The sequence below is a fragment of the Macrococcus epidermidis genome (genome assembly GCF_003259695.1).
Classification (GTDB): domain Bacteria; phylum Bacillota; class Bacilli; order Staphylococcales; family Staphylococcaceae; genus Macrococcoides; species Macrococcoides epidermidis.
Map to the genome: position 1 here is coordinate 480,990 of NZ_PZJH01000001.1, position 20,630 is coordinate 501,619.

At 33.7% G+C, this 20,630-nt stretch carries 20 protein-coding genes; 15 read left to right on the top strand and 5 right to left on the bottom strand.

All coding sequences use genetic code 11. The features are described 5' to 3' along the window. The first annotated feature begins 67 nt into the window (after positions 1 to 67). From BHU61_RS02540 to BHU61_RS02580, 9 genes are all read left to right on the top strand, one after another. Positions 68 to 1,366: a dihydrolipoamide acetyltransferase family protein gene (locus BHU61_RS02540; protein WP_111714474.1), complete on the top strand. Its 1,299-nt coding sequence runs from the start codon at positions 68 to 70 to the stop codon at positions 1,364 to 1,366. 4 nt (positions 1,367 to 1,370) lie between these two features. Beyond that, entirely contained in the window at positions 1,371 to 2,777 is a 1,407-nt protein-coding gene (gene lpdA, locus BHU61_RS02545) for a dihydrolipoyl dehydrogenase (RefSeq protein WP_111714475.1), read from the top strand. Between the two features lie 67 nt (positions 2,778 to 2,844). Beyond that, on the top strand, positions 2,845 to 3,120 hold the full coding sequence (locus BHU61_RS02550; protein ID WP_111714476.1) for a UPF0223 family protein: 276 nt from the start codon (positions 2,845 to 2,847) through the stop codon (positions 3,118 to 3,120). Positions 3,121 to 3,228: 108 nt separating this feature from the next. Beyond that, positions 3,229 to 3,771: a helix-turn-helix domain-containing protein gene (locus BHU61_RS02555; protein ID WP_099580713.1), complete on the top strand. Its 543-nt coding sequence runs from the start codon at positions 3,229 to 3,231 to the stop codon at positions 3,769 to 3,771. Between the two features lie 9 nt (positions 3,772 to 3,780). Continuing rightward, a complete protein-coding gene (locus BHU61_RS02560) occupies positions 3,781 to 4,863 on the top strand; it encodes an ABC transporter ATP-binding protein (RefSeq protein WP_111714477.1) in 1,083 nt (360 codons plus the stop codon). A 1-nt stretch (position 4,864) separates the two neighbouring features. Then, positions 4,865 to 5,671: an ABC transporter permease gene (locus BHU61_RS02565; protein WP_111714478.1), complete on the top strand. Its 807-nt coding sequence runs from the start codon at positions 4,865 to 4,867 to the stop codon at positions 5,669 to 5,671. Continuing rightward, positions 5,668 to 6,480, top strand: coding sequence for an ABC transporter permease (locus tag BHU61_RS02570; protein ID WP_111714479.1), 813 nt, complete (start codon positions 5,668 to 5,670; stop codon positions 6,478 to 6,480). The genes BHU61_RS02565 and BHU61_RS02570 overlap by 4 nt, the downstream gene beginning before the upstream one ends. Beyond that, a complete protein-coding gene (locus BHU61_RS02575; RefSeq protein ID WP_111714480.1) occupies positions 6,477 to 7,550 on the top strand; it encodes an ABC transporter substrate-binding protein in 1,074 nt (357 codons plus the stop codon). The genes BHU61_RS02570 and BHU61_RS02575 overlap by 4 nt, the downstream gene beginning before the upstream one ends. A gap of 109 nt (positions 7,551 to 7,659) precedes the next feature. Further along, positions 7,660 to 8,499, top strand: coding sequence for a DUF4064 domain-containing protein (locus tag BHU61_RS02580; RefSeq protein ID WP_111714481.1), 840 nt, complete (start codon positions 7,660 to 7,662; stop codon positions 8,497 to 8,499). Between the two features lie 22 nt (positions 8,500 to 8,521). Here the strand turns inward: BHU61_RS02580 and BHU61_RS02585 are convergent, their stop codons facing one another. Further along, on the bottom strand, positions 8,522 to 9,133 hold the full coding sequence (locus BHU61_RS02585) for a YktB family protein (RefSeq protein ID WP_111714482.1): 612 nt from the start codon (positions 9,131 to 9,133) through the stop codon (positions 8,522 to 8,524). Between the two features lie 134 nt (positions 9,134 to 9,267). Here BHU61_RS02585 and BHU61_RS02590 point away from each other — a divergent pair, with 134 nt between their 5' ends. Next, entirely contained in the window at positions 9,268 to 10,089 is an 822-nt protein-coding gene (locus tag BHU61_RS02590) for an inositol monophosphatase family protein (RefSeq protein ID WP_111714483.1), read from the top strand. 300 nt (positions 10,090 to 10,389) lie between these two features. Here BHU61_RS02590 and BHU61_RS02595 read toward each other — a convergent pair whose 3' ends face one another. Both BHU61_RS02595 and BHU61_RS02600 read right to left on the bottom strand, forming a co-directional pair. Then, positions 10,390 to 10,956, bottom strand: coding sequence for a hypothetical protein (locus tag BHU61_RS02595; RefSeq protein WP_111714484.1), 567 nt, complete (start codon positions 10,954 to 10,956; stop codon positions 10,390 to 10,392). Between the two features lie 165 nt (positions 10,957 to 11,121). Beyond that, the gene (locus tag BHU61_RS02600; RefSeq protein WP_111714485.1) at positions 11,122 to 11,307 is read right to left on the bottom strand and encodes a DUF5325 family protein; all 186 of its coding nucleotides are present in this window, start codon (positions 11,305 to 11,307) and stop codon (positions 11,122 to 11,124) included. 116 nt (positions 11,308 to 11,423) lie between these two features. On the opposite strand from BHU61_RS02600, the gene typA reads away from it, so the two are divergent. Continuing rightward, positions 11,424 to 13,268 (top strand): translational GTPase TypA, encoded by a 1,845-nt coding sequence (gene typA, locus BHU61_RS02605; protein WP_111714486.1) that lies wholly within the window; start codon positions 11,424 to 11,426, stop codon positions 13,266 to 13,268. Between the two features lie 3 nt (positions 13,269 to 13,271). Further along, entirely contained in the window at positions 13,272 to 13,613 is a 342-nt protein-coding gene (locus BHU61_RS02610) for a YlaH-like family protein (RefSeq protein WP_099580732.1), read from the top strand. A 57-nt stretch (positions 13,614 to 13,670) separates the two neighbouring features. Here the strand turns inward: BHU61_RS02610 and BHU61_RS02615 are convergent, their stop codons facing one another. Beyond that, positions 13,671 to 14,147, bottom strand: coding sequence for a hypothetical protein (locus tag BHU61_RS02615; RefSeq protein WP_170122475.1), 477 nt, complete (start codon positions 14,145 to 14,147; stop codon positions 13,671 to 13,673). 118 nt (positions 14,148 to 14,265) lie between these two features. Here BHU61_RS02615 and BHU61_RS02620 point away from each other — a divergent pair, with 118 nt between their 5' ends. The 3 genes from BHU61_RS02620 (at position 14,266) to BHU61_RS02630 (ending at position 19,449) form a co-directional block, all read left to right on the top strand. After that, positions 14,266 to 14,541 (top strand): Fpa/YlaN family protein, encoded by a 276-nt coding sequence (locus BHU61_RS02620; RefSeq protein WP_096076877.1) that lies wholly within the window; start codon positions 14,266 to 14,268, stop codon positions 14,539 to 14,541. 50 nt (positions 14,542 to 14,591) lie between these two features. Then, positions 14,592 to 15,782 carry an FtsW/RodA/SpoVE family cell cycle protein gene (locus BHU61_RS02625; protein ID WP_111714488.1) on the top strand — a complete coding sequence of 397 codons (1,191 nt, stop codon included), beginning with the start codon at positions 14,592 to 14,594 and terminating at the stop codon, positions 15,780 to 15,782. A gap of 229 nt (positions 15,783 to 16,011) precedes the next feature. Continuing rightward, complete coding sequence (locus tag BHU61_RS02630) at positions 16,012 to 19,449, top strand: pyruvate carboxylase (protein ID WP_111714489.1); 3,438 nt, start codon at positions 16,012 to 16,014, stop codon at positions 19,447 to 19,449. A gap of 34 nt (positions 19,450 to 19,483) precedes the next feature. Here the strand turns inward: BHU61_RS02630 and BHU61_RS02635 are convergent, their stop codons facing one another. Further along, entirely contained in the window at positions 19,484 to 20,392 is a 909-nt protein-coding gene (locus BHU61_RS02635) for a COX15/CtaA family protein (RefSeq protein WP_111714490.1), read from the bottom strand. Positions 20,393 to 20,630: the final 238 nt, after the last annotated feature.

Below are 20,630 nucleotides of genomic sequence, written 5' to 3' on the forward strand. Positions count from 1 at the left end.
GTTACTTTTCATCATTTATTGAAATGAATTTTATGATTATAAAATTAATTCTTAGGAGGAATTTATTGTGGCATTTGAATTTAAATTACCCGCTCTTGGTGAGGGGATTTTTGAAGGTGAAATCGTTAAGTGGTTCGTTAAAGCTGGCGATAACATCGCAGAAGACGATATTTTATGTGAAGTACAAAATGATAAATCAGTAGTAGAAATTCCATCTCCAGTATCAGGAACAATCAATACGATTTTTGCTGAAGAAGGAACAGTAGCTAACTTAGGTGACGTTATCGTTACAATCGATTCTGATGATGCACATGCACAAGAATCAGCTTCTGAATCTAAAGACGAAGCACCAGCAAAAGAAGAAAAAGCTGCAGAAGAAGTTAAAGAAGAAAAACCTTCACAAGCTCCTGCACAAGATGTAGAAGTTGATGAAAATCGTCGTGTTATCGCTATGCCATCAGTACGTAAATTTGCACGTGAACAAGGTGTAAATATTAAAGCGGTTACTGGTACTGGTAAAAATGGCCGTGTAATTAAAGATGATATTACTGCTTACTTAAATGGTGGCGCTAATACTCAAGCTACAGAAGCACCAAAAGCTGATGCGCCAGCTGCATCAACTGAAAAAGCTGCACCACAACCAATTGCAGCACCAGAAGGCGAATTCCCTGAAACACGTGAAAAGATTCCTGCAATGCGTAAAGCAATCGCTAAAGCGATGGTTAACTCTAAACACACTGCACCACACGTTACGTTAATGGATGAAGTTGAAGTACAAGCTTTATGGGATCATCGTAAGAAATTTAAAGAAGTTGCAGCAGAACAAGGTACGAAATTAACATTCTTACCATACGTTGTTAAAGCGTTAGTATCTGCACTTAAAGCATATCCAGCATTAAATACTTCTATAGATGACGCTACAGAAGAAGTTGTTCACAAACATTACTACAATATCGGTATTGCAGCTGATACTGAACGCGGATTATTAGTACCTGTTGTTAAAAATGCAGATCGTAAATCTATGTTCGCTATTTCTGATGAAATTAACGAATTAGCTGTAAAAGCACGTGATGGTAAACTTTCTCCTAGCGAAATGAAGGGTGCATCATGTACAATTAGTAATATAGGTTCAGCTGGTGGACAATGGTTCACTCCAGTAATCAATCACCCTGAAGTTGCTATCTTAGGTATTGGTCGAATTGCTCAAAAAGCAATCGTTAAAGACGGAGAAATCGTTGCAGCACCAGTATTAGCATTATCATTAAGTTTTGACCACCGTCAAATTGATGGTGCAACTGGACAAAACGCTATGAATCATATTAAACGTTTATTAAATAATCCAGAATTATTATTAATGGAGGGGTAAGCACATGGTAGTTGGAGATTTTCCTATTGAAACAGATACTATTGTAATCGGAGCAGGTCCTGGAGGATATGTTGCAGCAATTCGTGCAGCTCAATTAGGACAAAAAGTAACAATTGTAGAAAAAGGTAGTTTAGGTGGCGTTTGTTTAAACGTTGGTTGTATTCCTTCAAAAGCTTTATTATCAGCTTCACATAAATATGAAACAGCTGTACATTCTGAAGATTTCGGAATTAAAGCTGAAAACGTTACTGTTGATTTTTCTAAAGTGCAAGAATTCAAAGGTGGCGTTGTTAAGAAATTAACTGGCGGTGTTGGTGCATTATTAAAAGGTAACAAAGTTGAAATCGTTGAAGGTGAAGCTTATTTCGTTGATCAAAACAACTTAAAAGTTATGACTGAAAAAGCATCTCAAACGTATACTTTTAAACATGCAATTATCGCTACTGGTTCACGTCCAATTGAAATTCCTAATTTCAAATTCAACAAACGTGTAATCGATTCAACAGGTGCATTAGCATTAACTGAAATTCCAAAAAGCTTAGTAGTTGTTGGTGGTGGATATATCGGTTCTGAATTAGGAACTGCTTACGCTAACTTCGGTACTAAAGTTACAATTCTAGAAGGCGCGAAAGATATTTTAGGCGGATTCGAAAAACAAATGACACAAGTAGTTAAAAAAGGTCTTAAAGCTAAAGGTGTAGACATTGTTACTGAAGCGATGGCTAAATCAGCTGAAGAGAGCGAAACTGGTGTTAAAGTAACTTATGAAGCTAAAGGTGAAACTCATACAATTGAAGCAGATTACTGTTTAGTAACTGTTGGTCGTCGTCCTAATACTGAAGAAATCGGTTTAGAGTCATTAGGCGTGAAGATGACTGAACGCGGCTTAGTAGAAGTAAATGAAGAAGGACGTACTTCAGTAGACAATATCTTTGCAATCGGTGATATCGTTGCGGGACCTCCGTTAGCGCATAAAGCATCATACGAAGGAAAAGTTGCAGCTGAAGTTATCTCTGGTGAAAAATCAGAAGTTGACTATCTTGCAATTCCAGCAGTATGTTTCACTGAGCCTGAATTAGCAACAGTTGGTTATACTGAAGCGATGGCGAAAGAAGAAGGATTAGAATATAAAGCTTCTAAATTCCCTTATGCAGCAAATGGTCGTGCATTATCTATCGGCGAAACTGACGGATTCTTAAAATTAATCACATTAAAAGAAGACGGATTATTAATCGGTGCTCAAATCGCTGGTTCTGGTGCATCTGATATGATCGCTGAATTAGGATTAGCAATTGAAACTGGTATGACAGCTGAAGATATCGCATTAACAATTCATGCGCATCCTTCATTAGGTGAAATTACAATGGAAGCTGCAGAAGTAGCTTTAGGTAATCCAATTCATACTATGTAATTTATTTTTACAAAATATTAAGCACTATTCAGAGATGAATAGTGCTTTTTTTAACGGAGGAAGCAAAATGAGCTATAGTTATCCAATTGATCCGGAATGGACACAGGAAGAAATCATTGATGTGGTTAATTTTTTAGCACTTATTGAAGATGCTTATGAATCTAAAGTGAAGACTGATGATTATGCTGCAGTATATAAAGCATTTAAAAAGATCGCACCTATGAAATCAGATGAAAACAAAATTTATAAAGCATTTAAAGAAGTTTCTAATTATGACGGATATGTTGTAACGAAACGCTTTAAAGAAGCACAAACTGCAAACGAAAAAACTTTCAAAGTGTAATTCTGAATTAAAAATTTAGTATTACTGTTGTTTTATGCCTTTTTTTCTGCTATATTTAAAACGTTATTAAACAAATTGTTTACAATTATTAAACTAAGGTGTGAATACATGGATATAGGGAAAAAAATAAAAGATTTACGACGCCAAAAGAATTTAACGCAGGAAGAACTAGGGGAAAGAACTGATTTATCAAAAGGATATATCTCTCAACTTGAACGTAATTTATGTTCTCCGTCTATGGAGACATTCTTTAATATACTTGAAGTTTTAGGATCAGAACCATCAGACTTCTTTAATGAGAAGATGCATGAGCAGCGCATTTATTATCCTAAATCTGAACAGACAATATATGATGAATATGATAATGGCTATTTAATTCAGTGGCTAGTTCCAGATTCAAACGAATTTGATATGGAGCCTGTTATAATTACATTAAAACCTGATTCAGAATACAAAAAGTTTGAGCCAAGTCTTTCAGATAGCTTTATTTATGTGTTAGACGGAACAGCAAGTATCAGAATCGGTAGAAAAGAGTATACAGCACGTCGTGGTGAATCATTTTATTTTAAAGCGAATGAATCACATCAGTTATTTAACAGATATAAAAAAGATGCACGTGTATTAATCGTCGCAACTGAATCATATTTATAGGAGTGTGTCATGAAAGATTTTATTCTATTTAACAATGTATCTAAATCATACGGCGTAAACAAAGTTCTGGATAATATTAATTTTGAAATTGAAGAAGGTAAATTCTATACATTACTCGGACCATCAGGTTGTGGAAAAACAACAATTTTACGGTTGATTGCTGGTTTTGAAAAGCCAACGACAGGTGATATATTTTTTGAAGGTAATCGTATTAATGATATTCCTGCGAATAAACGACGTGTTAATACAGTGTTTCAGGATTATGCATTATTCCCTCATTTAAATGTATTTGAAAATGTCGCATATGGATTACGCATCAAAAAAGTAAATAATAATGAAGTGCAAACGCGCGTAATGGATGCTTTAAAGTTAGTAAAACTAGATGGTTTTGAAAATCGTGAAATAAAAGACATGAGTGGTGGGCAACGTCAACGTGTTGCTATTGCACGCGCTATCGTTAATGAGCCAGAAATTATACTACTTGATGAACCATTATCAGCACTTGATTTAAAACTCAGAACAGAGATGCAATATGAATTACGAGAAATACAGCAACGTCTTGGTAAGACATTTATTTTCGTTACACATGATCAGGAAGAAGCACTAGCAATGAGTGATTATATCTTCGTTATGAACAAAGGAAGAATAGAGCAAAGTGGTACACCAACTGACATTTATGACGAACCAATCAATCGATATGTTGCAGATTTTATAGGAGAATCAAACATCGTTTCTGGTGTAATGAAACGCGATTGTGTTGTTGAAATGTATGGCAATGAATATGCTTGTGTTGATAAAGGCTTTCAACCAAATGCTAAAGTAGATGTTGTCATTCGTCCTGAAGATATTGAAATCACTACGCCTGATGCAGGTAAAGTTAAAGCAGTCGTAGATTCACAATTATTTCGTGGTGTGCATTATGAAATTTGTTGTTTTGATGAGGCTGGAAATGAGTGGATTATTCAATCAACAAAAAGTGCAAAACCTGGAGAATATGTGGGTCTAACATTTGATGAGGACGCAATACATATTATGCTACCTGGAGAAACTGAAGAAGAATTTGATGCACGTATCGAATCTTACGAGGTGTAATATGGAAAAAGCAAAAAAATATTTTCTTATTCCTTATTTAATCTGGATTGTTATATTTATTATTGCGCCTCTAGTGATGATTTTCTATACAAGTTTTACAAACAATAGTGGTCATTTTACTTTAGAAAATTATAAAGATTTCTTTACGATGTCGTATTTTAATATGACACTCAGTTCAATCTGGTATGCAGTAATAATTACGCTGTTATGTCTCATCATTTCTTATCCGATTGCAATGGTTTTACGCACAGCAAAAAATAAACAGTTCTGGCTACTTATCATTATTTTGCCGACCTGGATTAATCTTTTATTAAAAACTTATGCCTTTATCGGTATTTTTAGTAAGCAAGGTACCATCAATGATTTATTGAACTGGATGCACCTTCCCGCAACGAGTTTATTATTTACTAACACGGCATTTATCTTTGTGTCGGTATACATTTATATTCCTTTTATGATATTACCAATTTTTAATAGTATGAATGCTATTCCGGAAAACTTATTACAAGCATCACGCGATTTAGGTGCAGATGAGATGACAACGTTTAGAAAAGTAATTATGCCTCTATCATGGGAAGGTGTAAAAACAGGTATTCAAGTGACATTTATTCCTGCATTAAGTCTATTTATGATTACGCGTCTTATTGCCGGAAACAAAGTCGTTAACTTAGGTACAGCGATTGAAGAACAATTTCTTGTCACACAAAACTACGGTATGGGTTCTACAATAGCTGTATTCTTAATTTTAGCTATGGCGTTAGTCATGATTATTACAAAGTCAAAAGAGGGAAGTGGGGATGTCAAATGAAACTAAAATCTAAAATATTTTTAGCATTTGCATTGTTCATTTTATACTTTCCAATATTCTACTTAATGTTTTATTCATTCAATTCCGCTGGAAATATGAATCATTTTAAATCATTTACATTAGATCACTATATAGCTGTATTTCAAAATAAGCGTTTAATGGTCATTATCGTTAATACATTAGCTGTTGCATTAATTGCAGCAAGTATTTCTACAGTTATAGGTATATGTGGTGCTTTAGGTATTCACTACATGAGAAATAAAAAATTAAAAGTTGGTTTACTTACTTTAAATAATATATTGATGGTGAGTAGCGATGTCGTTATCGGGTCATCATTTTTAATTCTATTTACTGTAATCGGTCACTATACAGGTATGGGCTTAGGATTCTGGTCTGTGTTGATATCACATATCGCATTTTGTGTTCCGATTGTCGTACTACTAGTATTACCGAAGTTATACGATATGAATCAATCACTAATCAATGCAAGCTATGATTTAGGTGCAAGTACTTACCAGACGATTACAAAGGTTGTCATTCCGCATATATTACCTGGCGCTATCGCTGGTTTCTTTATGGCATTAACTTATAGTCTTGATGACTTTACAGTAAGCTTCTTTGTTACTGGTAATGGTTTTAGTGTACTATCAGTCGAAATTTATTCAATGGCGAGAAAAGGTATTTCTATGGAGATTAATGCAATCAGTACATTACTATTCTTAATTGTGATGACAATCATTGTAATCTATTACTTAATCTCAAATAACAATGATAAAAGAAGAAAAGTGAAAGCAGGTGTTGTGAAATGAAGCAATTGATGCAGTTAATTCTTATATCACTGGCAGTTGCTGTACTTTTACTTTTCTCAGCAAAGTTTATCGATCCACCACCCAAAAGTGGTAAAGGTAATATACTTTATGTCTATAACTGGGGAGAATATATCGATCCGGCATTACTTAAAAAGTTTGAAAAAAAGTATGGCATTCGTGTAATTTTAGAAACTTTTGATTCTAATGAATCAATGCTCGCAAAAATTAAAAATGGTGGGACACATTATGATATTGCTGTACCAAGTGAATATGCGATTCAGAAGATGAAAGAAGAAAAACTTCTTATTCCGATAGATCATAAGAAACTTCCAAACTTAAAAAATATTAATCCAGATTTTATGAATCTTGATTTTGATAAAGGTAATAAATATTCGATTCCATATTTCTGGGGAACTGTAGGTATATTATATAATCCTGATAAAACAAAAGGGATTGACTTCTCGCGTTGGGATAGTCTCTGGGACCCACGTCTTAAAAATAATGTACTCATCGTTGATGGTGCCCGTGAAGCACTTGGTTTTTCACTTAATAGCATGGGTGAGTCATTAAATGCAACAAATCCACAAAAACTTGAAAAAGCTGAACAAAAGCTTGAAAAATTAGGACCGAATGTAAAAGGTGTTGTTGGTGATGAAATCAATACAATGATGGTTCAAAAAGAAGCAGATGTTGCAGTTGTTTGGAGTGGTATGGGTGCTGATATTATGACTGAAAATGAAAATTTAGATTTTGTTGTACCGAAAGAAGGATCAAATCTATGGTTCGATAATATGGTGATTCCTAAAACTGCACAAAATGTCGATGGTGCACATAAATTTATTAATTTTTTATTAGATGCAAAAATTGGTAAGCAGAATACTGAATGGGTTGGTTATGCTACTCCAAACACAGCAAGTTATAAATTACTTGATAAAGAAACGAGAGAAGATGAACGCTTTTATCCAAGTAAGTCAGTACAGGAAAAACTTGAAGTTTACGAAGATTTAGGATTTGAGAATATTAAGAGATATAATGAACTATTTTTAAAATTTAAGATGAGTTTGAATTAACAAGAAGTAAGGCTGATGTCTTACTTTTTTGTTTTATTTTTAAATTCATGCATATATAGGTTATAGTAGGGTATAGAATATTTAAGTAAAGTTATAAGGAGATGAACATATGAGTCGTAGAGAATACACACAAACAGTTAAACCTGTAAGTCGCGTTCCGGAAAAAATCTTTGGGTGGTTAGCTTGGTTACCATTATTAGCACTTTCTATCTTTGGTCTTTATCAATTATTAGTGAACGGTAATAATCCGGAGTTTGTTACACAATTAAAAGAAGCATTAAATAATGAATTTGGTAAAAATCCTGATTTTCAAAATTCGTTAAATGAAGCAAACATGTCAGTAGATGAATTAGTTCCATTAATGATAAAGAGTGTATGGGGGATTGTAGCATACACAATTTTACCATTACTATTTGGTTTAATTGGATTACTTAAAATGAAAAAGCGTATTTTAGCTGGTGTTATGTTATTATTAGCAGGATTACTGACTGCACCATTATTCTTAACAATCATTTTAGGATTTATTCCTTTATTTTTCTTTATCGCAGCAATTTTATTATTTGCACGTAAAGATAAAGTAATTACTAATAATGATTATTATGAAGATCATCGTGAAGTAGAAACAGTTGAGAGAAAACGCAATGTTGCACCTACTTATGTTGAACGTGACGAAACAATCGAACGTGAGCGTAATAATGATTATGTATATGATGCTGATGTTACTAAAGAACGTGAAGTAAACTACAACAATCGTACAGTTGATACTGAGCGTGATACGGTAATAGAGCAGAAAAATCATTCAAATGTTGATCATGATTTCAACGCATCAAATGAACATAATACGTTTGATAACAATCTTGATGGTGATCGTGATCGTGTAACTTATGTTGATAATACAAAAGAAGCAGTTAACGAACGTCGTGATAGCTACAATAATCGTAATCAATAAAAAAACGCCTCGGGCGTTTTTTTTATTGATATAAAGGTAATAATTCAAAGTATGTTTTCTCAATTTCCTGAATAAATGCTTTATCAGATATTAAAGCAGCATCATTAGGAAAGAACACCTTACCAAACATTAATTCACCTTTTTTGACATTAATAAGCCGATCGATATAAGCTTCGATATCTTTCTTTTTTATATCTTTAATGAGATCATAATTTTCTTTCATATGATCGCCTTTAATGATATATTCATCACCTAATTCTTGAATTGTTTTGATTTGTTTCTTCCATTTTTTCGCCATACGTTCTTTATCCTGGGACTCATAAATAATACCGAATAATACAAATGCATGACTGCCGAACAATCCAATTTGAAAATGAGGTAACATTTTATACCCACGTTTATTCGTAGCAAAAGCAACCCATGTATCAATTGGGGGATTAGTTTTTCTGCGTAGATGTTTGGCAACGTGTGGATAGAAAGTTTCATCTGTATGTTCACTTAAATATGCACTAAAGTGTTCTCCTAGAGCTTCTAGCTTAGGATGTGTCGTTTCAATCAATGCTTCCATACGTGGTGCAAGGCCATCAATATTAAAAACATCGAAATCTTTTTTTGTAAAAGTATATTTAACCATAGAAACCTAGCTTATTTTTAATTTTAATTCAAATGAATCATGATAAATACAAGATTACATGAAAAAACATAAAGATAAAACATTTTTGCATATATTTATTCTTGTGTATAATATATGGAACAGGAGGAGTGCTTATGGAACTTTATAATTTTTTAAAAGATATCACATTGCAGGCTGGAGAAAATATCCGCAAACAATTAAATGAACCACTTTTAATAGAAACAAAATCAAACCCAAATGATCTTGTTACAAATATGGATAAAGCAACAGAAAAATTTCTTTTTGATCGTATACAAGATACATATCCGGACCATCGAATTATTGGTGAAGAGGGTAGTGGAAAAGATATCGACAATTTAAACGGCGTCATCTGGATTATAGATCCGATAGATGGTACATTAAATTTTGTCCATCAACAAGAAAATTTTGCGATTTCTATCGGTATATTTATTGATGGTGAAAAATATGCAGGTGTTGTTTATGATGTTATGCGAGACATATTATTTGAAGCGCGTGCTGGATATGGTGCATACAAAAACGGTGTAAAGTTAGAAAATATAACAGAAACACCACTCGCGACGTCTATTATTTCTATGAACCCAAATTGGTTAACGAAAGATTTTACGCGAGATATTTATATCCCGCTTGTCAGAGATTCACGCAGTGCAAGAAGTTATGGTTCTGCTGCATTAGATTTTGCGTATGTAGCATCAAACAAGATAAATGCATATATTACACTTCGCTTACACCCTTGGGATTTTGCAGGTGGATTGATTATTGTTGAAGAAGTTGGTGGTATCGTAACAAATCAGTTAGGAGAACCGGTTAATTTACTAACTGCAAATTCTATAGTTGTAGCGAATAAGTCGCTTCATACTGAAATTATGAATGATTATCTTAGTCCGTTTAAATTAGAATTAGAAAAAATTCATCAAGGAAGATTTTCTAAACGATAATTTGTTTTATTTGTTTCTTTTTGGATTTTGGAAATAGTTTTTGTAATTGATAATTCGTAAAGAAATAATCAGAAAATCTTTGTATTTTTGCCTTTGTAATCGATTGATCTGAGTGAATTTGAATTAATGCATTCAAAGTATAATTAAAAATTTCATCGATAGTATGTATCGTCTGGCATTGGCCGCAATATGCAAGTGATTTGTATTTTGAAATGTGATTTAATGCTTTACATTTTGGACAGACAATCCCTGTACTATAAGCAGATTGTTTGTTGAGGATTGGCTCAATATGTGCACTTTTTAAGTACTCACCGTTCTGAGTGCTTTTTTTTTATTCATTTTGTTGATTTTATTAATATATGGAATGATATCGTGTCTAAAAAGAAATGGATAGTGATCAGAATTGGAATCAAGTTCAAACGTTTCATCCATGCACACACATTTAATATATATTGGTAAATGTTTGTATTTAGTATCTAATATTGAATATATCGAATATTTTACACAGTTTAACTGTAATATATCCAACTGCGGATGTTCAGTAATGTAGTGTGCCAGAATGCCTTCATTATTGACATAATGAGGGCCAGAATAATTGTTGAGTTTAAAAAGATAGATTGCAGATTCAGATACTAATATGACATTGATTAATGCATCAACATGATAATCTGAATAATTAAATTGCCATATCATATCAAAATAATCGGTATTTAAATGATTTAGAAAAGTTTCAAATTCAATTTCTAATCTTTCGATATTGCGCAGTAATGCTAATCTCTCTAACTGTTCTTCAGAAAATTCAATTCTTCCTTCTAAAGCTTCTAAATAAGCAAGATGTTTATTCTTTTGTCTTGGCTTTAATATCATGTTATCACCTCTAAATAGAATCAATACAGTGATAATATAATAGACCATTGAATTGTGTGCAAATTGCAGCATTTCAATTTTTAAATAAATAATTGTACAGAAAATTAAATTTGATTCAAAATATAAGAAAAACTGCAAAGATACCTTTGCAGTTTTACAAATTTACTATAACCAATCATTTTTTCGGTATTGACTTTTTAGTGTAAATCCATATCCAAAAGTTGCAATGAATAAAACAATTGAAATAACAATTAGTAAATAATTTAATTCAGCTAAACCAATACTAAAAACGATTAACATAATCACAGCAAAAATTGCGAGCAGTAAAAACGGTAACTTACTTTTTTTCAAAAAAAACACCCCTTATATTTTGAATCTGGAATTTATCGATATATAATTAACCTATAATATGATATAATATCACAGTTACATAATAAACTGTAGTTCGATTAAGGAGAAACAAATTAATGACAAATTTTAGAGAAGATGTTCGTAATATTGCAATTATCGCCCACGTTGACCATGGTAAAACTACCCTTGTTGATGAATTATTAAAACAATCAGGTACATTCCGTTCAAATGAACATGTTGAAGAACGTGCGATGGATTCGAATGATATCGAAAGAGAGCGTGGTATCACGATCTTAGCAAAGAACACAGCGATCGATTATAAAGGAACGCGTATCAACATTCTGGATACTCCAGGGCATGCTGACTTCGGTGGTGAAGTAGAACGTATCATGAAGATGGTAGATGGTGTATGTTTAGTTGTAGATGCATATGAAGGAACTATGCCTCAAACACGTTTCGTATTAAAGAAAGCATTAGAACAAAATTTAAAACCTGTAGTGGTAGTAAATAAAATAGATAAACCTTCAGCGAGACCTGAAGAAGTTTTAGACGAAGTATATGATTTATTTATTGAATTAGAAGCAAATGATGAACAGTTAGATTTCCCTGTAGTATATGCTTCTGCAATTAATGGTACTGCTAGTCTTGATGCGTCGACTCAAGATGAAAACATGCAAAGCTTATACGAAACGATTATCGATTATGTACCAGCACCAGTTGATAACCGTGACGAGCCATTACAATTCCAGGTTGCTTTATTAGATTACAATGATTATGTTGGTCGTATCGGTATTGGCCGAGTATTCCGTGGAACGATGGAAGTAGGACAACAAGTTTCGTTAATAAAGATTGACGGAACAATTAAAAATTTCCGTGTTACTAAAATCTTTGGTTTCTTCGGTTTAAAACGTGTTGAAGTTGAAAAAGCATATGCTGGTGATTTAATTGCCGTATCTGGTATGGAAGACATTAACGTAGGTGAAACGGTTACTCCAGTAGATACTCCGGAAGCTTTACCGATCTTACGTATCGATGAGCCTACATTACAAATGACTTTCTCAGTTAACAATTCTCCGTTTGCAGGTAAAGAAGGTAAATTTGTAACTGCGCGTAATATTCAGGACCGTTTAGAATCACAACTTGAGACAGACGTATCATTACGCGTTGAGTCTGTTGGACCTGATAGCTGGACTGTTTCTGGGCGTGGAGAATTACATTTATCTATCTTAATCGAAAACATGCGTCGTGAAGGGTTTGAATTACAAGTTTCTAAACCAGAAGTTATCGTAAAAGAAATCGATGGTAAGAAATATGAGCCATATGAACGCGTTCAAATTGATGTACCGGAAGAAAATACTGGATCTGTAATTGAATCTTTAGGAACACGTAAAGGTGAAATGGTTGATATGGTTAACAGTGGTAATGGTCAAACACGTTTAATCTTCAATGTACCTGCACGTGGATTAATCGGTTACCGTACTGAGTTCATGTCTATGACACGTGGTTATGGTATCTTAAACCACACATTTGATGAATATCGTCCATTATTAAAAGGTCGTATCGGCGGACGTCGTAATGGTGTATTAGTTTCTATGGATAAAGGGGTAGCTTCAACATATGCTATCTTAGCTTTAGAAGACCGTGGTGTAAACTTTATGGAACCGGGAACTGAAGTATATGAGGGTATGATTGTTGGTGAAAATTCACGTGATAATGACTTAACAGTAAATATCACTAAAGTAAAAGCTGCTAATAACATTCGAAGTGCTACTAAAGAACAAACAACAACAATGAAAAAACCAAGAACTTTAACGTTAGAAGAAGCTTTAGAATATTTAAATGAAGATGAATTAGTTGAAGTTACACCTGAATCAATTCGTTTAAGAAAGAAAACGTTAGATAAATCTCAACGTGAAAGAGAGCAAAAGAAAGCAAAAGCAGCGATGCAAGAGGAGGAGTAATCAATGAATTTTATGATCGGAAATGCGCAAGTGAGCGTAGATCCTGAACAAAGAATGTCATTTCTTGCTAAACTTTTTGCAGTTGATAAACATCCAGAGACTGGCATGTGGTATTTGCTGATAGCGATATTTATATTAAGTGCAATCGTTTATAATTTAGGATTTGCGAGAAAGTTAAAACCTTGGCAAAACGTGGTCATATATATTCTATTATTCCTGGGCTGTATTATATTAAACTTCCTGGCAGTATTTTTACCTGTCGGTGAAAGTTTAATCATTGCAGCGATTGTACTTGGATTGTATCGATATCGATTGCATAAAGAGCGACAACAAAAAGAAGCTTAAGACGAAAGTCTTGAGCTTCTTTTTGTGATGATAAATTTCGAATGATTATCTTATAAATTAAATTAACGCAATACCTGTAACGTGTTTCATGATTAATTTAAGTTCGTCGTTATATAAATAAGCATCTACCATGCCATCGTCGTATAAACGTTTACCGTCTTTAGAAAACTGGAAGTATAACACCTTCAATTCATCTAAAGTAATTTGCACTTTAGTATCTTCATTCGATAATTCGACTTTTGTTGCGTCACTATCTGGTTCTGCATTAATAATAAATGAATGCATGTTCATTAAAAATGTTCCCTCAAGTAAAGCTTGTTTCTTAAATTTCTTTTCAGATACAAGCGTCGGAGGTTTTGAACCACCTTCTAGTATTTCACGGTTCCATTCATAATTATCCTGGAAGGTTATTGCTTCTTCTCCTGAGGATTTACCTTGTAATAGTGCTTCCATTTCAACTTTACGATCATCAAAGATAAAAGTAGATGGATCTAATGTAATATTGAATTTTACTTTCCCTTTAATCTGTATAATCATACTATCACCCTTTCATATTTATAATACCATATTCTATTTAAGTAAATGCTTGATTTTTAAGGACTTGTCATATAGAATTTTAAAGTATAAGAATAATGAAATGAAGGTGTATGCTATGCGTGACCATTTAGATTACAAACAAAAGGCATATGACCAACTCAATCAAGATGCAGAAAAAATTTTGCAGTTGATTAAAGTTCAAATGGACAATTTAACAATGCCACAATGTCCTCTTTATGAAGAGGTGTTAGATACACAGATGTTCGGTTTAAGTCGTGAAGTAGATTTTGCAACACGTATCGGATTAATTGAAAAAGATGAAGGCAAAAAGATTTTATCTGCTCTCGAGAAAGAACTATCTAAATTACATGATGCCTTCACAAATGTCTAAAGTCTAGAGCGTTTGCTTTAGACTTAATTTTATTTCAGGAGCGGATTCTTTTGAAACACATAAGAAATTTTATTGATTATATAAAAGAATATACAAAGTATGTAGACTTTCCACTACTTTTAAGTTATGTGGCACTCGTACTCATTGGCCTCGTTATGATATATAGCGCTAGTATGGTCGCCGCAACGCGTGGGACGTTGACAGGTGGTCGTCCAGTAAATGCATCTTATTTTTATATTAGACAGCTGGTTACAATTATCTTGAGTTTTGGTATCGTCTTTTTTATGGCCTATTTCATGTCCATTAAAATTATTAAAAATAAACGCGTCCAACAATTCTCGATTATCACGATAATGATTCTATTACTTTTTACGCGTTTATTTGGCGTAGAAGTAAACGGTGCTAAAAGTTGGTTACCTCTGGGTTTTATGCAGTTACAAACTTCAGAATTACTTAAGATTGTTGTAATTATTTATTTAGCATATATTTATGATAAGAAAGAAAATCTTGAAAAGATGAGCTGGGATATTATTGCACCACTTGTTTTAGTAGGTATTTGTGCAGGACTTGTTATAATCCAGAATGACTTTGGATCTACAATGATAATCTTAATGATAATCGGCTGTATCTTTTTATATTCAGGTATCGCATTTCGTGCCATGATGATTATGATAGGTTTAGTAAGTGGTGCTGTGGTCCTTATTATGAGTGGTATGTTTTTAATCACTGGTAAGTTTTTAGCGACGCATCAACAGCAACGTTTTGAGGTGCTTGCTAATCCTTTTAAAGATGAAGAGGGTGCTGGTTACCATTTATCCAACTCGTTAATGGCGATTGGTAATGGAGGTATATTTGGTAAAGGTTTAGGAAATGGTGTGATGAAACTTGGTTATCTACCTGAACCCCATACAGACTTTATTTTTGCAGTTATTTCTGAAGAATTAGGGCTCGTTGGTGTCATCATCATTATTTCGTTATTATTCTTTATCGTATATAAAGGATTTATGTATGCAGCACTTGCAGATACTGTTTTTTATAAACTTATATGCGTAGGTGTCGCAAGTTATATCGGAATTCAGGCTTTTATTAATCTTGGTGGTATATCTGGTTTAATTCCATTAACAGGTGTTCCTCTTCCATTTTTAAGCTATGGTGGATCAAGTTTGTTAAGCTTATCAATAGCAATTGGATTACTATTAATGGCTGCAAAAGATGTGAAAAAGAAATCATTAGAACAATAAATTTTATTCAAAAAAATGAATACGTTTACAAGAATGCATGTGTCTTTTGACACATGCATTTTTGAATTAATCATTGATGTAAAAACATTGCATGAGTATAACACACTGTAATATTAGTATGACGCAAATGAATATTTTATGTATAATATGACTTAACAATTTTATTTCGGTAAAGGATTGTATATAATATATGTGAAAAGGATAACATAATAAGCCGAGGAGGAATTGTATGAAACACATTAAAAAGTTACTCGTAGCAAATCGTGGAGAAATCGCAATAAGGATTTTCCGCGCAGCAACCGAACTAGATATACCAACTGTAGCAATTTATTCAAAAGAAGATAAAGGTTCTCTTCATAGATACAAAGCGGATGAGTCTTATTTAGTTGGTGAGGATATTGGTCCGACTGAAAGTTATCTTCATATCGAACGAATTATTGAAATAGCAAAAAAATGTGGTGCAAATGCAATTCATCCTGGTTATGGTTTCCTAAGTGAAAATATGACTTTTGCTGAACGTTGTGCTGAAGAAGGTATTATATTTATTGGTCCAGAAACGAAACATTTAGATATGTTTGGAGATAAAGTGAAAGCACGCGCGACAGCAGAAATGGCAGAATTACCGATTATTCCTGGTACGAAGGATGCTGTTACTTCTTTTGAAGAAGTAAAGGAATTTACAGATTCATATGGTTTCCCTATAATTATTAAAGCCATTTCTGGTGGTGGCGGAAAAGGGATGCGCATCGTTAACAATCAGGAAGAATTGGAAGATGCCTATCAACGTGCCCAGTCAGAGGCATTAAAATCATTTGGTAATGCAGAAGTTTACCTAGAGAAGTATATTGAACAACCAAAACATATTGAAGTTCAAATACTTGGAGACATGCATGGTAATCTGGTTCATTTATTTGAACGTGACTGTTCAGTACAGCGTCGTCATCAAAAGGTAGTTGAAGTTGCGCCTTCTGTTGGTTTAAATGATGATTTAAGAATGCGCATTTGTGAAGCAGCTGTTCAGTTGATGAAAAAGATCAATTATATAAATGCAGGTACTGTAGAATTTTTAGTGAGCGGGAATGATTTTTACTTTATAGAAGTGAATCCACGTGTTCAAGTTGAACATACTATAACTGAGATGGTAACGGGTGTTGATATTGTAAAAACACAAATATTGATTGCTGACGGTGAGAACATGCATGATGGGCGCATTGCTATGCCGAAGCAGGAGGATATTATTACATTAGGTTATGCAATTCAGTGTCGTGTTACGACGGAAGATCCATTGAATGATTTTATGCCAGATACAGGAACAATTATGGCATATCGCTCTACCGGAGGCTTTGGTGTGCGTTTAGATGCCGGTGATGGTTTTCAGGGAGCTGAAATTTCTCCTTATTATGATTCTTTACTTGTAAAAATTTCTACCCAAGCGATTACTTTTAAACAAGCAGAAGAAAAAATGATACGTTCATTACGTGAAATGCGTATCCGTGGTATTAAAACGAACTTGCAGTTTTTAATCAATGTCGTGAAACACCCTAAGTTTGTGAGTGGCAATTATACAACGAATTTTATCGATGATACGCCAGAACTATTTGAGATTAAAACACCGCGTGACCGTGGTACGAAGACGTTAGAATATATTGCAAATGTGACTGTGAATGGCTTTCCAGGTGTTGAGAAAAAAGAAAAACCTAATTTCGAGCCACTTTATATTGAAAAAATGGAACCGAGTGCAGAATCAGGAACGAAACAGTTATTAGATTTGCATGGACCTGAATATGTTAAACAATGGTTGCTTGATCAAAAAGATGTTTTAATAACAGATACAACGTTTCGTGATGCACATCAATCATTACTTGCAACACGTGTCCGTACGAAAGATATTTTAGAAGTAGCACCGATGACTAGTCATTATCTAAAGGATAGTTTTTCTCTCGAGATGTGGGGAGGAGCTACATTTGATGTAGCGTATAATTTTCTGAAAGAAGATCCGTGGCAACGTCTTGAGCGATTACGTAAAGCTATACCGAATATTTTATTCCAGATGTTACTCCGTGCTTCCAATGCTGTTGGATATAAAAATTATCCGGACAATGTAGTAACAAAATTCGTAGAAGAAAGTGCGAAAGCTGGAATCGATGTATTCAGAATATTTGATTCATTAAACTGGTTAGATCAAATGAAAGTGGCAAATGAAGCGGTTCTGAAAGCCGGTAAGATTTCTGAAGGCGCAATTTGTTATACTGGTGATATATTAAACCCAGAACGTTCAAGCATTTATACGCTAGATTATTATAAAAAAATGGCAAAAGCAATGGAGCGCGAAGGATTCCATATTTTAGCGATTAAAGATATGGCAGGTCTGCTTAAACCAGAAGCTGCATTTGAGCTTGTAAGTGAATTGAAAGCAACTGTAAATATGCCGATTCATTTGCATACTCATGATACGAGTGGAAATGGTGTCATGCTTTATTCAAGAGCTATAGAAGCTGGTGTTGACGTCGTAGATACAGCACTTGGAGCAATGAGTGGGTTAACAAGTCAACCAAGTTCCAATACATTATTCTATGGATTAAATGGTAAAACGCGTCAAATGAGAGCTGACATTGATGGTATGGAAAAATTATCGCATTACTGGGAAGGCGTACGTCACTACTATAAAGATTTTGAAAGTGATATTAAATCACCACATACAGAAATATATAAACATGAAATGCCTGGTGGTCAATACTCTAACCTAGGGATGCAGGCAAAGAGTTTAGGTTTAGGAGAACGTTTCAGTGAAGTTAAAGATATGTATAGACGCGTTAACTTAATGTTTGGGGATATCGTTAAAGTTACACCGTCATCTAAAGTAGTAGGAGACATGGCCTTATACATGGTTCAAAATGACTTAGATGAAACGTCAGTTATTGAGCGTGGGGCAACATTAGATTTTCCGGAATCTGTTGTATCGTTCTTTAAAGGTGAGATTGGCCAACCAGTGAATGGTTTCCCGGAAGCACTTAAGAAAGTAGTACTGAAAGATATTGAAAGTATCGATGTTCGTCCTGGTGAATTATTAGCACCGGTTGATTTCGATTTGTTACGCAATGAACTTGAGGAAAAACAGCATAAACAAGTAACAGAACAAGATATTATCAGTTATGCCTTATATCCAAAAGTTTATGAACAATACATTGCAACACATGAAAAGTTTGCAAATGTATCGTTACTAGATACACCAACATTCTTCTATGGAATGCGTAAAAATGAGAAAGTTGAAATAGCTATTGATGAAGGTAAAACATTGATTGTGAATTTAATTAGTGTAGGACATGTTCATGAAGATGGATATAGATGGGTTTACTTCGACTTTAATGGTATGAGTCGTAAAGTATATGTTAAGGATACAAACGTTGAACCTAGTCTAGCAACAATTCCTAAAGCAGATCCGAAAAATAGAAGTCATATCGGTGCACAAATGCCAGGAACAGTCGGTGACGTAAAAGTAAAAGAAGGTGATGTTGTAACGAAAGGTCAACCTATAATTATTACTGAAGCGATGAAGATGGAAACGACAATTCAAGCACCATTCAAAGGTACTATAGACAAAGTTTATGTTAATACAGGGGATAGTATACAAACGACAGATTTATTAGTGGAAATTTCAGAGGCTTAAAAAATTGCACAAAAAAATAACCTGCCGCGGCAGGTTATTTTTGCGTTGCACGAGAAATGAGAAGTAAGAAATAGCACAGTAAACCAAATAATAATGTAATAAATAATGCATGTAATAATGCCACATATAAATTTAGCATCGTAAATATTGACAACGCACCTGTCGTTACTTGTAAACAAATTAATAAAAATGCGATTAAGTAGCCATATTTAATAACACGATACTGACTATAATTTTTTACGGCATGGCAAACAACGTAACTTAACCAGATAAATAAGATAAAAGCTAGTGTACGGTGACTCATCTGTACCCATTCAAAAAATGTTTCGGGCAAACGGATTTGTCCTTGTTTACAAAGTGGCCAGCTCAAACATGCAAGACTAGCTTTTTCATGACGTACAAGGGCACCACTATAAATTACAATATAAATAAAGCTCGTTAATGCTATTGTATGTCTTCTTAAATGAGAATGTATCACTAATTTTGTAGCATCGAACTTTTGGTCTACTTCAAATATTAATAATGTGAGTAAAAACACAGAGCTAAAACTGATCAATGAAATTCCGAAATGTAATGCTAATACAAATCCATTTTGTTGCCATATAACAGCAGCTGCACCGATTAAAGCTTGTGCAAAAATAAATCCGATACTCATCCAGCATAAAAATTTTGTTTCTCTTTTATGACCAATATATTTAATGCTTAAAACAACAAGCCACGTTACCGAAATCAAAGCAAGACCAGACACACCACGATGTGCAAGTTCAATTAATGTTTCCATAGGAATATGAGTCGGTACAAACTTACCATGACAAAGTGGCCAGCTATTGCCACATCCGTCTGCAGAACCTGTCTTCGTTACTAGTGCACCACCGATTTGAACAAGGATCATCAGTAAGGTCGTAAACAAAGATAACCATTTTAAATTCTTTTCTTTTAACAAATACCTTCACCTCTAATTATCATTATGCTCGTGAAGTGTAAATGTAAACTTTATTACATCGCGACTTCAGTATATACTTAAGATATAGTATAACAATCTAACCTTAAAGTAAATGTGTCACATTCGTGAATTATTTATGATTGTAGAGAAATAGAAAAATGTCACAATTTAATTTCGAAAATGTATAGAAAATGTGACAGTTTTCATATATTATTGTTATTATATGCGTTAGTATTGT

Coding starts and splice junctions, on each gene's coding strand:
- BHU61_RS02610 (WP_099580732.1), top strand. CDS start 13,272: ATGAATTTTATGATCGGAAATGCGCAAGTGAGCGTAGATCCTGAACAA.
- BHU61_RS02590 (WP_111714483.1), top strand. CDS start 9,268: ATGGAACTTTATAATTTTTTAAAAGATATCACATTGCAGGCTGGAGAA.
- BHU61_RS02595 (WP_111714484.1), bottom strand. CDS start 10,956: ATGATATTAAAGCCAAGACAAAAGAATAAACATCTTGCTTATTTAGAA.
- lpdA (WP_111714475.1), top strand. CDS start 1,371: ATGGTAGTTGGAGATTTTCCTATTGAAACAGATACTATTGTAATCGGA.
- BHU61_RS02620 (WP_096076877.1), top strand. CDS start 14,266: ATGCGTGACCATTTAGATTACAAACAAAAGGCATATGACCAACTCAAT.
- BHU61_RS02560 (WP_111714477.1), top strand. CDS start 3,781: ATGAAAGATTTTATTCTATTTAACAATGTATCTAAATCATACGGCGTA.
- BHU61_RS02565 (WP_111714478.1), top strand. CDS start 4,865: ATGGAAAAAGCAAAAAAATATTTTCTTATTCCTTATTTAATCTGGATT.
- BHU61_RS02570 (WP_111714479.1), top strand. CDS start 5,668: ATGAAACTAAAATCTAAAATATTTTTAGCATTTGCATTGTTCATTTTA.
- BHU61_RS02630 (WP_111714489.1), top strand. CDS start 16,012: ATGAAACACATTAAAAAGTTACTCGTAGCAAATCGTGGAGAAATCGCA.
- typA (WP_111714486.1), top strand. CDS start 11,424: ATGACAAATTTTAGAGAAGATGTTCGTAATATTGCAATTATCGCCCAC.
- BHU61_RS02550 (WP_111714476.1), top strand. CDS start 2,845: ATGAGCTATAGTTATCCAATTGATCCGGAATGGACACAGGAAGAAATC.
- BHU61_RS02580 (WP_111714481.1), top strand. CDS start 7,660: ATGAGTCGTAGAGAATACACACAAACAGTTAAACCTGTAAGTCGCGTT.
- BHU61_RS02585 (WP_111714482.1), bottom strand. CDS start 9,133: ATGGTTAAATATACTTTTACAAAAAAAGATTTCGATGTTTTTAATATT.
- BHU61_RS02555 (WP_099580713.1), top strand. CDS start 3,229: ATGGATATAGGGAAAAAAATAAAAGATTTACGACGCCAAAAGAATTTA.
- BHU61_RS02575 (WP_111714480.1), top strand. CDS start 6,477: ATGAAGCAATTGATGCAGTTAATTCTTATATCACTGGCAGTTGCTGTA.